This window comes from Caulobacter flavus (assembly GCF_003722335.1).
Taxonomy (GTDB): Bacteria; Pseudomonadota; Alphaproteobacteria; order Caulobacterales; family Caulobacteraceae; genus Caulobacter; species Caulobacter flavus.
The window spans coordinates 3,521,893-3,535,081 of sequence record NZ_CP026100.1 but is presented as its reverse complement, the minus strand read 5'-3'; the positions used below and the strand labels follow the sequence as shown (position 1 = coordinate 3,535,081).

11 protein-coding genes are annotated in these 13,189 nt (G+C 69.8%); 8 read left to right on the top strand and 3 right to left on the bottom strand.

Going from position 1 to position 13,189, the window contains the following annotated elements:
* The first annotated feature begins 88 nt into the window (after nt 1–88).
* Nucleotides 89–868 (top strand): SDR family oxidoreductase, encoded by a 780-nt coding sequence (locus C1707_RS16180; RefSeq protein ID WP_101715963.1) that lies wholly within the window; start codon nt 89–91, stop codon nt 866–868.
* Between the two features lie 5 nt (nt 869–873).
* Nucleotides 874–1,632 carry an SDR family oxidoreductase gene (locus C1707_RS16175; RefSeq protein WP_101715987.1) on the top strand — a complete coding sequence of 253 codons (759 nt, stop codon included), beginning with the start codon at nt 874–876 and terminating at the stop codon, nt 1,630–1,632.
* 76 nt (nt 1,633–1,708) lie between these two features.
* Here the strand turns inward: C1707_RS16175 and C1707_RS16170 are convergent, their stop codons facing one another.
* Nucleotides 1,709–2,467 (bottom strand): SDR family oxidoreductase, encoded by a 759-nt coding sequence (locus tag C1707_RS16170; RefSeq protein ID WP_101715964.1) that lies wholly within the window; start codon nt 2,465–2,467, stop codon nt 1,709–1,711.
* A 303-nt stretch (nt 2,468–2,770) separates the two neighbouring features.
* On the opposite strand from C1707_RS16170, the gene C1707_RS16165 reads away from it, so the two are divergent.
* Entirely contained in the window at nt 2,771–3,238 is a 468-nt protein-coding gene (locus tag C1707_RS16165; RefSeq protein ID WP_101715965.1) for a carboxymuconolactone decarboxylase family protein, read from the top strand.
* Between the two features lie 160 nt (nt 3,239–3,398).
* Nucleotides 3,399–3,812, top strand: a complete 414-nt coding sequence (locus C1707_RS16160; RefSeq protein ID WP_101715966.1) for a hypothetical protein — start codon at nt 3,399–3,401, stop codon at nt 3,810–3,812.
* 38 nt (nt 3,813–3,850) lie between these two features.
* Here the strand turns inward: C1707_RS16160 and C1707_RS16155 are convergent, their stop codons facing one another.
* Complete coding sequence (locus C1707_RS16155; protein ID WP_101715967.1) at nt 3,851–4,447, bottom strand: TMEM175 family protein; 597 nt, start codon at nt 4,445–4,447, stop codon at nt 3,851–3,853.
* Nucleotides 4,448–4,804: 357 nt separating this feature from the next.
* The gene (locus tag C1707_RS16150; RefSeq protein WP_101715968.1) at nt 4,805–6,433 is read right to left on the bottom strand and encodes an ABC-F family ATP-binding cassette domain-containing protein; all 1,629 of its coding nucleotides are present in this window, start codon (nt 6,431–6,433) and stop codon (nt 4,805–4,807) included.
* 1,123 nt (nt 6,434–7,556) lie between these two features.
* Between C1707_RS16150 and C1707_RS16145 the strand changes: the two genes are divergently transcribed.
* The 4 genes from C1707_RS16145 to C1707_RS16130 all read left to right on the top strand — a co-directional run bounded on the left by C1707_RS16145 (nt 7,557) and on the right by C1707_RS16130 (nt 13,144).
* Nucleotides 7,557–8,873, top strand: a complete 1,317-nt coding sequence (locus C1707_RS16145; protein WP_101715969.1) for a vWA domain-containing protein — start codon at nt 7,557–7,559, stop codon at nt 8,871–8,873.
* 100 nt (nt 8,874–8,973) lie between these two features.
* Complete coding sequence (locus tag C1707_RS26995) at nt 8,974–9,108, top strand: hypothetical protein (RefSeq protein ID WP_276310631.1); 135 nt, start codon at nt 8,974–8,976, stop codon at nt 9,106–9,108.
* Nucleotides 9,109–9,155: 47 nt separating this feature from the next.
* Entirely contained in the window at nt 9,156–10,541 is a 1,386-nt protein-coding gene (locus C1707_RS16135) for a 3' terminal RNA ribose 2'-O-methyltransferase Hen1 (RefSeq protein WP_101715971.1), read from the top strand.
* Between the two features lie 38 nt (nt 10,542–10,579).
* Nucleotides 10,580–13,144 carry a polynucleotide kinase-phosphatase gene (locus C1707_RS16130; RefSeq protein ID WP_101715972.1) on the top strand — a complete coding sequence of 855 codons (2,565 nt, stop codon included), beginning with the start codon at nt 10,580–10,582 and terminating at the stop codon, nt 13,142–13,144.
* Nucleotides 13,145–13,189 lie beyond the last annotated feature (45 nt).

Sequence of the window (13,189 nt, the reverse complement as noted above, 5' to 3'; positions counted from 1 at the left end):
GCACGTCCTTTCGCCCAATCGCGCCCATCCGCCTCGCCGCCCTAGCCTTCTTCCCCCAGGCCGATGGCCGGAGACGGAGGATCAGGACATGAAGATCGTGGTGGTCGGCGGCAGCGGACGGATCGGAGAGAAGCTCGTCTACAACCTGCGCCAGGACGACTATCGCGTCCTGGAGGCCTCGCCCTCGTTCGGCGTGAACACCGTCACGCGCGAGGGCCTGGACACGGCGCTGACGGGGGCGGACGTGGTGGTCGACGTCACCCAGGCGCCGGCGCTGGACGGCCCTTCGGCCCTGGCCTTCTTCGAAGCCTCGGGCCGCAACCTGCTGGCCGCCGCCAAGGTCGCGGGCGTACGCCACCACGTGGCCCTGTCGATCGTCGGCACCGACCGCCTGCAGGCCAGCGGCTACTTCCAGGCCAAGAAGCTGCAGGAAGACCTGATCAAGGCCTCGGGCCTGCCCTACAGCATCCTGCGCTCGACCCAGTTCTTCGAGTTCATCAGCGGCGTGGTCCAGGACGGCACGGCGCGCGACGTGGTGATCTCGCCTGCCCAGGTGCAGCCGATCGCCGCCGAGGACGTGGCCGAGACCCTGGCCGACATCGCGCTGAGCCCGCCGCTGAACGGCACGGTCGAGGTCGCGGGCCCCGACCGCTACCGGCTCCACGAACTGGCGCGCGAGGTGCTCACCGCCCTCGAGGATCCGCGCCAGGTCACGCCCGACCAGGACGCCCCCTACTTCGGCGCCCGGCTGAGCGATGCGTCGCTGCTGCCCGGCGAGGCGCCGCTCATCGCCGAGACCCGCTTCCACGATTGGCTGAGCGCGAGCCTGCAGGCGACGCCGATCGTCCATCAACGCAGGCAGGGGTGAGCATCATGAACATCGTCGTTGCGGGCGGAACCGGCTGCGTCGGGTCCAAGCTGGTCGAGATTCTCCGCCGCCAGGGCCACGAGGCGCGCGTCGCGGCGCGCACGGCCGGGGTCGACGTCCTGACACGTCAGGGACTCGACGAGGTCATGGTCGGCGCCGACGTGGTCGTCGACGTCCTAAACTCACCGTCGTTCGACGACGCGCCGGCCATGGCCTTCTTCGAGACCTCCAGCCGCAACATCCTGGAGGCGGCCGCGGCGGAAGGCGTGAAGCACTATCTGGCGCTGTCGATCGTCGGCTGCGAGCGCCTGCAGGCCAGCGGCTATTTCCGCGCCAAGCTGGCCCAGGAACGGCTGATCCGCGAAGCCGGCGTGCCCTACTCGATCCTGCGCTCGACCCAGTTCTTCGAGTTCCTGGACAGGGTCGTCGAGGACAGCCTGGACGGCGACGTCGTGCGCCTCGCGCCGGCGCGCGTCCAGTTCATCGCGGCCGGCGACGTCGCCGCGGCCCTGGCCGACATCACCGGCCGCGCGCCGGCCAACGACACCATCGAGGTGGCCGGCCCCGATCCGTTCCGGCTGGACGACCTGGTCAGGCGCTTCCTGGCCGCCAGGCAGGACGGACGCGCCGTGGTGGCCGATCCGCAGGCGCTCTATTTCGGCGCGCCGCTGACCGACGAGACCCTGATCGCCGGGTCCATTCCGCGCTTTGGCCACACCGAGTTCGACAACTGGATCCGGCGCCTCGCCAAGATCCCCGCCTGATCGCGGCGAGCGCCTTCGAAAACGCAGCGGGCGGCCCTTTCGGACCGCCCGCTGTTTCTCTTCGCCTTCGGAAAGGTCAGGCCGCCGCCGCCGTGCTGGCCGCCAGCCAGTCCTCGAAGGTCGTCAGGCCGCGGATGTGATCCTCGCCCGGCGTCAGCGAGCGCTCTTCCAGCTCGACGCCGAAATACAGCGCCTTGGGATCGGCCACGACCTTGCGCGGATCGCCCTTGGCCTGCAGGTAGCGGGCGACGAACCGGTCCAGGCCGAAGGCCTGCGGACCGGCGACCTCCAGCAGGCCGTTGACCGGCGCGCCCAGAACGACGTCGGTCAGGGCGCCGGCGACGTCGGGCGCCGCCGTCGGCTGCACCAGCGCCGGCGAGACGTGAACCTCGTCGCCCACCTGGCCGGCCTGGACGATGCCTTGCACGAACGGGAAGAACTGCGTCGAGCGCAGGATCGAGTACGGGATCGGCGAGGCCCGGATCAGCGCTTCCTGCACGATCTTGGCGCGGAAGTAGCCGCTGTCCTGCAGGCGCTCGGTCCCGACCACCGACAGCGCGACGTGGTGCTTGACCCCCGCCTTCTGACCGGCGGCGAGCAGGTTGCGGCCGGACGTCACGAAGAACTCCAGCGCCGGCGCCGCGTCGAACTGCGGCGAGTTGGCGACGTCGACGACGATGTCGGCGCCGGCCAGCGCGGCGTCCAGGCCCTTGCCGGTCAGCGTGTTGACCCCGGTGTTGGGCGCGGCGGCGACCGCTTCGTGGCCCAGGCGGGCGAGATTGGCGACGACACTGGATCCGATCAGGCCCGTGCCGCCGATGACGACGATTTTCATCACGCTTCTCCTCAGGTGGAATGGCCCGCCGAGCATGACCTTCGCGCCCGCGCGAGGGCACGCGAACCATGGACCGGTCGGCCCGCTGTCCTGGGCGGAACACGCTCCTGCCGAGGGCGTAGGACCTTGCGGAAACCCAAGCCCACACCTCGCCCTCGGGATAGGTTGACGCGGTGTCGGGGAAGGCCCGCGCCCCTGCCGCCTGCGCCAACGGCGTAAGCCCGCGCGCTGGGCGCACAATGGCTTCCATCCCGCCTGGCCGAGCACTGTCCCGTCGTCTTCACCGTCACAGAGGAAACGACGATGACCCTCACCCCGCGCTTTGCTCCCTTCAAGCTCGTACCGGACGTCACCAAGGCCATGCTCGCCGTCGAAGCCGCCCTCGGCGAAACCGGTATCGAGCACGGCGTCGGCGAACTGGTCCGCCTGCGCGCTTCGCAGATCAACGGCTGCGCCGTCTGCATCTTCATGCACGTGCAGGACGCCCGCCAGCACGGCGAGACCGACCTGCGCATCCAGATGCTGGACGCCTGGCGCGAGTCGCCGCTGTACAGCGACCGCGAGCGCGCCGCCCTGGCCTGGACCGAGTCCCTGACCCACGTGTCCAAGACCCGCGCGTCGGACGCCGACTACGAGCTGGTCAAGAGCCAGTTCAACGAGACCGAGATCGCGGCCCTGACCGTGATCGTCGGCATGATCAACGCCTGGAACCGCCTGCAGATCGCCGCCCGCGCGGTCCATGGCGCGCCCGCGCCGGCCGTCGCGGCCTAACCGATCAGGCCGATCTGGCCTGAGGCGCGTCGTCGTCCCTCCCCCCATGACGGCGCGCCAGGACGACGATCCTTCCTACCCAGGATGACGCGTCGTTTTCGGCCACGCCCCGGACCCATGGCGCCGGGGCGTGGCTTTTCTCGTTTCGAGGATCCCTTCCATGTGGAAATCCATCTCCATCGGCCTGGCCGTCGTGCTGGGCCTGGCGGCCGTGGCGAACGGCCTGTTCATGCTGGCCTCGCCCGACGGCTGGTACTTCGCCGTGCCGGGCGTGACGACGACCGGCCCGTTCAACCAGCACTTCATCCGCGATATCGGCCTGATCTTCATGCTGATCGGCGCGGCGTACCTGGTCGGCGCGCGCAAGCCGGAATACCGGCTGTTCTTCTGGGCGGCCCCGACGATCTGGCTGTCGGGCCACGCGCTGTTTCACTTCTGGGAAGTGGCGGTCGGCATCTGCTCGGCCTCGGTCATCCCGCGCGACTTCCCGGCGGTGACCCTGCCGGCGATCCTCGGCTGGGTCGCCACGATCTGGGCCTGCCGCCAGAAGCTGGCTCGCGACGCCGTGTTCTGACCGGCGGCGGCGCCCGGCCCTCGCGGCCGAGGCGCCGCCTACCGGGACTGGCCGTGGCCCGCGCCGTTGGCCAGATGCGCCACGCGCCGGTCGGGCAGGATCCACATCGCCGCCACCAGCGCGTAGAGCGCCAGGGAGATCGCCGGCGCCACGAAGGCGATCGCCACCCCCACCGCATAGACGCCGATCGATAGATCCGTCTTGCGATCGCTGTTAAGCGCCGCCGCCAGTTCGGACTTGGCGCCTTCGCGGCGAACCAGGCACGCGGCGAAGATGCGGAACGCCACGCCGGTCAGCAGCAGCGCCATGCCGTAGACCGCGACGGGCGCGTGGGCGAAGTGGCTCTGTTCCATCCAGGCCGTGGCGAACGGGATCAGCGACACCCAGAACAGCAGGTGCGAGTTGGCCCACATCACCGACCCGCTGATGCCGCTGGCCGCTCGCATGATGTGGTGATGGTTGTTCCAGTAGATGCCGACGTAGACGAAGCTCAGCGCGTAGCCGAGGAAGGTCGGCAGCAGCGGCTTCAGCGCCAGGAGGCCCGCGCCCTCGGGCGGCCTCAGCTCGAGCACCATGATGGTGATGATGATGGCGATCACGCCATCGCTGAACGCTTCCAGCCGTGCCTTTGACATCCGCGCCATCCTTCCGTCGCACGCGCAGCTTGCGCGTCCGGGAATGGAATAGATCGCGGCCCGACGCCCGGCACAGCTGGGCTTAGGGCGCGCGGATCCTGGCCGATCGTATGGGTTGCCGGCGCCCGGGCCGGGCGGGAACTAAGCACGCGCCGACAAGACCAGGGTCCCGTGCCTGACGGAACCTGGGAGCAGATCCGCCAGACGAAAGGACAAGCCCATGACCGCGAAGAACGACCAGGAGCCGCCGCCGCTCGACGACGACGACCTGCTCGACGAAGCTCTGGACGAGAGCTTCCCCGCCAGCGATCCGCCGGCGGCCAGCCATTTCGACTAGGCCGGCCGGCTGGCGTGGCGCTAGCCGCCCGGGTGCAGGCCCGGCGCTTCCTGGCCCGTGCGGTTCACATACTCGGTGTAGCCGCCGCCGTACTGGTGGACGCCCTCGGGCGTCAACTCCAGCACGCGGTTCGACAGGGCCGCCAGGAAGTGGCGGTCGTGCGAGACGAACAGCATCGTGCCCTCGAAGTCCGCCAGGGCCGCGACCATCATCTCCTTGGTGGCGATGTCCAGGTGGTTGGTCGGCTCGTCCAGCACCAGCAGGTTGGGCGGATCGAACAGCATCTTGGCCATGACCAGGCGGGCCTTCTCGCCGCCGGACAGCACGCGGCAGGGCTTTTCGACATCGTCGCCGGAAAAGCCGAAGCAGCCCGCCAGGGTGCGCAGGGCGCCCTGGCCCGCCTGCGGGAACGAGCGTTCCAGCGACTCGAAGATCGTCTCTTCGCCGTCCAGCAGGTCCATGGAGTGCTGGGCGAAATAGCCCATCTTGACGCTGGCGCCGATGTTGACCGAGCCCTGGTCGGGCTTGGTGTCGCCGGCCACCAGCTTCAGCAGCGTCGACTTGCCGGCGCCGTTGGCGCCCAGCACGCACCAGCGCTCCTTGCGACGGACCAGGAAGTCCAGGCCGTCGTAGATCGGCTTGTCGCCATAGCCCTTGGTGACGTTGCGGATGTTGATCACGTCCTCGCCCGAGCGGGGCGGGCTCTGGAACTCGAACTGCACGGTCTGGCGACGGCGCGGCGCCTCGACGCGTTCGATCTTGTCCAGCTTCTTGACCCGGCTCTGGACCTGGGCGGCGTGCGAGGCGCGCGCCTTGAACTTCTCGATGAACTTGATTTCCTTGGCCAGCATAGCCTGCTGGCGTTCGTACTGCGCCTGGCGTTGGGCTTCGCTGAGCACGCGCTGCTGGTCGTAGAAGTCCAGGTCGCCGGAATAGGTGATCAGCTGACCGCCGTCGATCTCGACCACCTTGCCGATGATGCGGTTCATGAAGGCGCGGTCGTGCGACGTCATCAGCAGCGCGCCGTCGTAATTCTTGAGGAACGCCTCCAGCCAGATCAGGCTTTCCAGGTCCAGGTGGTTGGAGGGTTCGTCCAGCAACATGCCGTCGGGCCGCATCAAGAGGATGCGGGCCAGCGCCACGCGCATCTTCCAGCCGCCTGACAGATTGCCGACGTCGCCGTCCATGCGTTCCTGGCTGAACGAGAGGCCGGCCAGCACTTCGCGGGCCCGCGCTTCCAGCGCATAGCCGTCCAGTTCCTGGAAGCGCTCCAGCACCTCGCCATAGCGCTCCATGGTGGCGTCCAGCGTGTCGGCCTGGTCGGGATCGACCATGGCCGCCTCCAGCTGGGCCATCTCGGCGGCCAGGGCGCTGACCGGGCCGACGCCGTCCATCACCGCGGCGACCGCGCTCTGGCCCGACATCTCGCCGACGTCCTGGCTGAAATAGCCGATCTTGATGCCGGGATCGGTCACGACCAACCCGTCGTCGGGCTGTTCCTGGCCGGTGATCATGCGGAACAGCGTCGTCTTGCCGGCGCCGTTCGGGCCGACGAGCCCGACCTTCTCGCCCTTCTGGATGCCCATCGAAGCTTCGATGAACAGGATCTGGTGGCCGTTCTGCTTGGAGATATTGTCGAGGCGGATCATGGCGGGTCTGCTAGCCCGAGGCGCGCCAGAACGCCAGCCTTAGAGCCATATCAATTCCAGAACGCCGGGGATCAGGCCCGCGGCGAGCCAAGGGCCAGTTCGCCGCGCACTTCGCCCATTCGCGCCAAGGTCAGCCGCACCGCCAGGCTTGTGACCGCCACGCCGAGGCAGGCGCAGGCGGGGCCAAGGCCGAAGACGACGGCGATGCCCGGTCGGAGTCACAGAGCGGCGGCGGCAGGACGAAGCCGTTGCATCACGCAACACGATCATATAGTTCTGCCTGCGACGATGGCGGCGCAGGAAGCGGTTTCATCGGATCTGACGGTCGCGGGTTCGATTCCCGCCGACGGGACCTCTCGTCGTAGCTCAGTGGATAGAGCTTCAGGCTAACCGCTTCCGAACATTCCCCATCGTCACAATTTTTCGTTGCGTGACGCACCAGGCGCCACTATACGGACGCCTCCCGTCGCTTCGGCGGCGGGAACCGAGGGCGGCGCAGGAAACGGTTTCTTCGTCCGCAACGGGAGGTCGAGGGTTCAAATCCCTCCGGACGGCGCAAGCCGGACGTAGCTCAGCCTGGTAGAGCGCCACTCCGTTTCCGAATATTCCCCCTCGGGAAATCAAGTCTATCCGGCGGCGTAGCACAGCGGATTCTTCGGGTGACGGCAGGCGGGCGAAAGCTGCGCTCCGTTCCCTCGCGAGAGGGAGGCCCGCGGTGCGCCTGTTCCCCGGAAAGATCGTCGACGGCGGTGATGGCCAACCGGGTTCATCGCTCCACCGAAAGGGCGGCCGGGACGAAAGTCCCTGTCCGGGTGCGCGAACACCTGGCGGAAGCGCCCTCCCGAGCCGAGTGTTCCCCGTCGACGTTTTTCCTGAATTATCCGTTGCACCATGCAACAAAACGAACTACAGAACCCCGGTCTTCGAAGAGACGCCGCCGGCGTCGCGGAGACCCGATCAGGCGACGAACGAGACCATGACTTCGAGCAATCTGAAGTTTGAACGTCCGCAGGGCTGCCCGCCCTAGACCTCCCCGACGCCGGTTTCGGCCGTCGGGGCCTGGACGTCTCGTCCGTCTCCCGACCGGCCTGGAAACCCCAAGCGACGTCAGGAGAAGAGCGCCATGCGCTTCAACATCTTCGCCAAGCGCCCCGACGTCACCTTCGAGGGCGCCCCCGCCGTGATCCTCACGGCTGAACAACAACTGCGCCGCTCGGTGCTCTCGTGCCTCCTCTGGGAGGACGAGTTCTACGAGGACGGCCTGGCCATCGCCGACCGCATCGCCGCCCTGGCGGGGACGGTCGCGCCGCGGGTCACGGCCGATCTCGCGATCGAGGCGCGCGAGATCTTCAAGCTGCGCCACGCGCCGCTGATGCTGCTCGTCGCCCTGACCCGCACGGGTTCGGGCACGCCGCTGGTCGCCCAGACGATCGAGCGGGTGATCCAGCGCGCCGACGAACTCACCGAGTTCCTGGCGCTGTACTGGCGCCACGGCCGCAAGCCGCTCAGCAAGCAGATGAAGAAGGGCCTCGCGGCCGCCTTCGGCAAGTTCGACGCCTACCAGCTGGCCAAGTACGACCGCGACGGCCCGGTGAAGCTGCGCGACGTGCTGTTCCTCGTCCACGCCAAGCCGAAGGACGAGGCGCAGGCGGCCCTGTGGAAGCAGGTCGCCGATCGCTCGCTGGCCGCGCCGGACACCTGGGAAGTCGCCCTGTCGGGCGGCGCCAACAAGCGCGAGACCTTCCAGCGCCTGCTGGCCGAGAAGAAGCTGGGCTACCTGGCCCTGCTCCGGAACCTCCGGAACATGGACCAGGCGGGCGTCGACGAGGCCCTGGTCAAGGAAGCGATCCTGGCGCGTCGCGGCGCGGAACGGGTTCTGCCCTTCCGCTACGTGGCGGCCGCCCGGGCCGCGCCGCGGTTCGAGCCCTGGCTCGACCAGGCGCTGGCCGAGACCGTGCTGGAGGGCGCGATCTTCGACGGGCGGACGATCATCCTGGTCGACGTCTCAGGTTCGATGGACGCCCGTCTGTCGGCTCGGTCGGACCTGACCCGGATGGACGCGGCGGCCGCCCTGGCCTCGATCGTCCCCGGTGACGTGCGGGTCTTCACCTTCTCCAACGGAGTGGTGGAGGTTCCGCCCCGCCGGGGCATGGCCGGGGTCGACGCGGTGATCCGCTCGCAGGCCCACGGCGGCACGGAACTGGGCAAGGCGATCCACAAGATCAACGCCCTGCCCCACGACCGGCTGATCGTGGTGACCGACGAGCAGTCGGCCGACCGCGTTCCGGCGCCGAAGGCCGCCAAGGCCTACATGATCAACGTCGCCAGCGCCCGAAACGGCGTCGGATACGGTGAACGGTGGGTCCACCTCGACGGCTTCTCCGAAGCCGTCCTGGGCTTCGTCCGCGAGCACGAACGCCTGACGGCGGAGGCCCGCTAGGATGAGCCCGGAGGCCTTGAGGCAGGCGGCGATAACCCTCTTCGGCGAGCGGGGCTGGATGTCCCGGCTCGCCGAGACCCTGGGGGTGGATCGGTCATCGGTGTCCCGCTGGTTTGCGGGCCTGCCGGTTCCCGGTCCGGTCGCCGCCGCCGTCGAGGCCTGGCTGCTCATCTACCGACTGACCGGTCTTCGGCCGGGCGAGTACGACCAGCTCGACCCGGCCGAAGATCCCTAGCCAGGCGCGCCCTGGCCAAGACTGACCGTTTCTTCCGAAAGCCTCCGATGTTCCTGTCGATCGCCACCACCCATCGCCCCGCCACCGACCTGGGCTTCCTGCTGCACAAGCACCCGGGCCGCGCCCACGAGACCGAACTGCCGTTCGGTAAGGCGCACGTCTTCTATCCGGAGGTCGGCGAGGATCGCTGCGAGGCGGCCCTGCTGCTGGATATCGACCCCGTCGGCCTGGTGCGCGGCAAGGGCCGCAGCGACGGCCTGCTGGACCAGTACGTCAACGACCGGCCCTATGCTGCCTCCTCGTTCCTGTCGGTGGCCCTGGCCCGCGCTCTGCGCACGGCCATGGCCGGAACCTCGCGCGAGCGGCCCGAACTGGCCGAGACGGCGATCCCCCTGGAGGCGACCATCACCCCCCTGCCCGCGCGCGGCGGCGAAGCGCTGGTGCACGAGCTGTTCGAACCGCTGGGGTGGACCTGCGCGATCGAGCCCGTGGCCGGCGCCGACGGCGAGGCCTCGCGCTACGTGACCCTGCGCCTGTCCGGAAACGCGCGCCTGCGCGACCTGCTGAACCACCTCTACGTGCTGATCCCGGTGCTGGACGACGACAAGCACTACTGGGTCGGCGACGACGAGGTCGAGAAGCTGCTGCGGCGCGGCGAAGGCTGGCTGGACGCCCACCCCGCCCGCGACCTGATCGTTCGCCGCTACCTGATCCATCGCCGGGGCCTGGCTCGCGAGGCCCTGGAGCGGCTGGCGCCCGAAACCCGCGACGAGGCCGTCGATCCCGCCGAGCGCAAGGTCGGCGCCGAGGACGCGCTGGAGGCGCCGCTGCGCCTGAACGACGAGCGCATGGCCGCGGTCGTCGAGACCCTGCGCGCCAGCGGCGCCAAGGCGATCGCCGATCTCGGCTGCGGCGAGGGCAAGCTGCTGCAGCGACTGGTGCGCGAGCGCTGGGTCGAACGCCTGATCGGCGTCGACGCCGCCGCGCGCGATCTGGAATGGGCGGCCAAGCGGCTGAAGCTGCATCTGGCCGGCGGTCCGCCCGAGGGCCGGGTGACCCTGCTGCACGGCTCGGTCACCTATCGCGACCGCCGCTGGGAGGATGTCGACGCCGTCGCCCTGGTCGAGGTGATCGAACACCTGGACGCTGACCGCCTGCCCGCCCTTCAGAAGGTGGTGTTCGGCGCCGCGCGGCCGCAGACGGTCGTCGTGACCACGCCCAACGCGGAGTACAACGCCCTCTTCCCGAACCTGGCCGCCGGCGCCTTCCGCCATCCCGACCACCGGTTCGAATGGACGCGGGGCGAGTTCCGCGCCTGGGCCGAGGGCGTCGCGAGCGCCCACGGCTACGCCGTCGCCTACGACGACATCGGCAAGCTGGACGAGGCGCTGGGCGCCCCGACCCAGATGGCCGTCTTCACGCGGGCCGGCTGACGCCGCCGCTCCGCAGAATTTCCCGTTCGAGTAATCGCATGACCACCCTCGAAATTCCCGACTTCGCCCTCGTCGTGCTGATCGGCGCCTCGGGCTCCGGCAAGTCGACCTTCGCCGCCAGGCACTTCGCCCCGACCGAGGTGATCTCGTCGGACCATTGCCGCGCGCTCGTCGTCGACGACGAGACCGACCAGTCGATCAGCGGCGACGCCTTCGACCTGGTCAAGGCCATCGCCGAGAAGCGCCTGAAGCATCGCCGCCTGACGGTGATCGACGCCACCAACGTGCGCGCCGCCGACCGCAAGGGCTGGATCGAGCTGGCCCGGCGCTGGCACGCCCTGCCCGTCGCCGTGGTCATCGACCCGGGCGTCGACACCTGCTTTGCGCGCAACAAGGCCCGCGCCAACCGCGACTTCGGCGTGGGCGTCGTCCAGCGCATGACGTCGGAGATCCGCAAGGGCCTGGGCGGCCTGCAGCGCGAAGGCTTCCGCCAGGTCTGGAAGCTGTCGAGCGAGGCCGAGATCGACGCCGCGCGCGTCGAGCGCAAGCCGCTGTGGACCGACAAGCGGCACGACCAGGGCCCGTTCGACATCATCGGCGACATCCACGGCTGCGCCGACGAGCTGCAGGACCTGCTGGCCGCGCTGGGCTACGACGTGGCCTGGGGCGAGACCGGCGGTGAACGATCGGTCGTCGTGACGCCCCCGGCCGGCCGCAAGGCGGTGTTCGTCGGCGATCTGGTCGACCGCGGCCCCAACTCGCCCGACGTGCTGCGCATCGTCATGAGCATGGTCGCGGCGGAAACCGCCTACTGCGTGCAGGGCAACCACGAGCGCAAGTTCGGCCGCTGGCTGGAAGGCCGCAAGGTGACGATCGCCCACGGCCTGCAACAGACCATCGACCAGTACGACGGGACCGATCGCGGCTTCCGCGCCGCCCTGCCCGCCTTCCTCGACGGGCTGCGCAGCCACGTCTGGCTGGACGGCGGCAAGCTGGCCGTGGCCCACGCCGGGCTCAAGGCCGAGATGATCGGCCGGGGCTCGGGCGCGGTGCGCGAGTTCGCGCTGTACGGCGAAACGACCGGCGAGATCGACGAGTTCGGCCTGCCGGTCCGCGCCGATTGGGCGGCCGACTATCGCGGCGAGACCGCGGTCGTCTACGGCCACACGCCCATGCCGCAGGCCCAGTGGGTCAACAACACCCTCTGCATCGACACCGGCTGCGTGTTCGGCGGCAAGCTGACGGCGCTGCGCTGGCCCGAAAAGGATCTGGTCGAGGTTCCCGCCCGCCAGGTCTGGTGCGAGCCCATGCGCCCGCTGGTTCCGGCCGGCGGCGAACGCTCGGCCCAGGCCGCGGCCGACGACCTGCTGGACATGGAGGACGTCAGCGGCCGGCGCTGGATCGACACCTCGCTGCGCGGCCGCGTCGTGGTGGCCGAGGACAACGCCTCGGCGGCGATCGAGGTGATGAGCCGCTTCGCCCTGGCGCCCCAGTGGCTGGCCTACCTGCCGCCGACCATGTCGCCGGTCGAGACCAGCACGCGCGAGGGCTGGCTGGAGCGTCCCGAGGAAGCCTTCGCTCACTATCGCGAGCGCGGCGTGGCGCAGGTGGTCTGCGAGGAAAAGCACATGGGCTCGCGGGCGGTGATCGCCCTGTGCCGGACCGCCGAGGCGGCCAAGGCCCGCTTCGACGCGGCCGAAGGCGAGACGGGCGCGATCTGGACACGCACCGGACGCGGCTTCTTCGCCGACGCCGCCACGACCGAGGCCCTGCTGGCCCGCCTGCGCGGCGCGGTCGACGCCGCTGGCCTGTGGGACGAGCTTGCCACGGACTGGCTGCTGCTGGACGCCGAGATCATGCCCTGGTCGGCCAAGGCCGGCGCCCTGATCGACGCCCAGTACGCCCCGGTCGCGGCCTCGTCGCGCGCAGGGCTGTCGGCAGCCGCTGACGCCCTGTCGCGCGCCGCCGCCCACGGCGCGCCGGTGGCGGAGCTGCTGTCCAAGGTCGAGGACCGCGCCGCCCGCGCCGACCTCTACGCCAAGGCCTGGGCGCCCTATGTCTGGCCGGTGTCGGGGATCGGCGACCTGAAGGTCGCGCCGTTCCACCTGCTGGCCAGCGAAGGGCGCGTCTGGTTCGACCAGGACCACGTCTGGCACATGGGCCTGGCCGACCGCCTGGCGGCGACCGGCGACAAGGTCATCGCCCCCACCCGCTGGCGGATCGTGGACCTCGCCGACGAGGCCGCCTGCGCCGAGGCGATCGCCTGGTGGGAGGCCCTGACCGAGGCCGGCGGCGAAGGCATGGTGGTCAAGCCGCGCGACTTCGTCTCGCGCGGCGCCAAGGGCCTGCTGCAGCCGGCGCTGAAGGTGCGCGGCCGCGAGTACCTGCGGATCATCTACGGTCCGGAGTACGACGCGCCCGAACATCTGGAGCGGCTGCGCGTGCGCGGTCTCGGCGGCAAGCGCAACCTGGCCCTGCGCGAGTTCGCGCTCGGTCACGAGGCGCTCAAGCGCTTCGTCGAGCACGCCCCGCTGCGCAAGGTGCACGAGTGCGTCTTCGCCGTGCTGGCGATGGAAAGCGAGCCGATCGATCCCCGGCTCTAGCTGGCGCTGGTCCTGGGGACATTCGCCTCCAGGACCGGCCCGCCA

Excerpts from the sequence above, each read along its gene's own strand:
- C1707_RS16160 (WP_101715966.1), top strand. The coding sequence starts at position 3,399 with ATGTGGAAATCCATCTCCATCGGCCTGGCCGTCGTGCTGGGCCTGGCG.
- C1707_RS16170 (WP_101715964.1), bottom strand. The coding sequence starts at position 2,467 with ATGAAAATCGTCGTCATCGGCGGCACGGGCCTGATCGGATCCAGTGTC.
- C1707_RS16155 (WP_101715967.1), bottom strand. The coding sequence starts at position 4,447 with ATGTCAAAGGCACGGCTGGAAGCGTTCAGCGATGGCGTGATCGCCATC.
- C1707_RS16150 (WP_101715968.1), bottom strand. The coding sequence starts at position 6,433 with ATGATCCGCCTCGACAATATCTCCAAGCAGAACGGCCACCAGATCCTG.
- C1707_RS16145 (WP_101715969.1), top strand. The coding sequence starts at position 7,557 with ATGCGCTTCAACATCTTCGCCAAGCGCCCCGACGTCACCTTCGAGGGC.
- C1707_RS16135 (WP_101715971.1), top strand. The coding sequence starts at position 9,156 with ATGTTCCTGTCGATCGCCACCACCCATCGCCCCGCCACCGACCTGGGC.
- C1707_RS16165 (WP_101715965.1), top strand. The coding sequence starts at position 2,771 with ATGACCCTCACCCCGCGCTTTGCTCCCTTCAAGCTCGTACCGGACGTC.
- C1707_RS16175 (WP_101715987.1), top strand. The coding sequence starts at position 874 with ATGAACATCGTCGTTGCGGGCGGAACCGGCTGCGTCGGGTCCAAGCTG.
- C1707_RS16130 (WP_101715972.1), top strand. The coding sequence starts at position 10,580 with ATGACCACCCTCGAAATTCCCGACTTCGCCCTCGTCGTGCTGATCGGC.
- C1707_RS16180 (WP_101715963.1), top strand. The coding sequence starts at position 89 with ATGAAGATCGTGGTGGTCGGCGGCAGCGGACGGATCGGAGAGAAGCTC.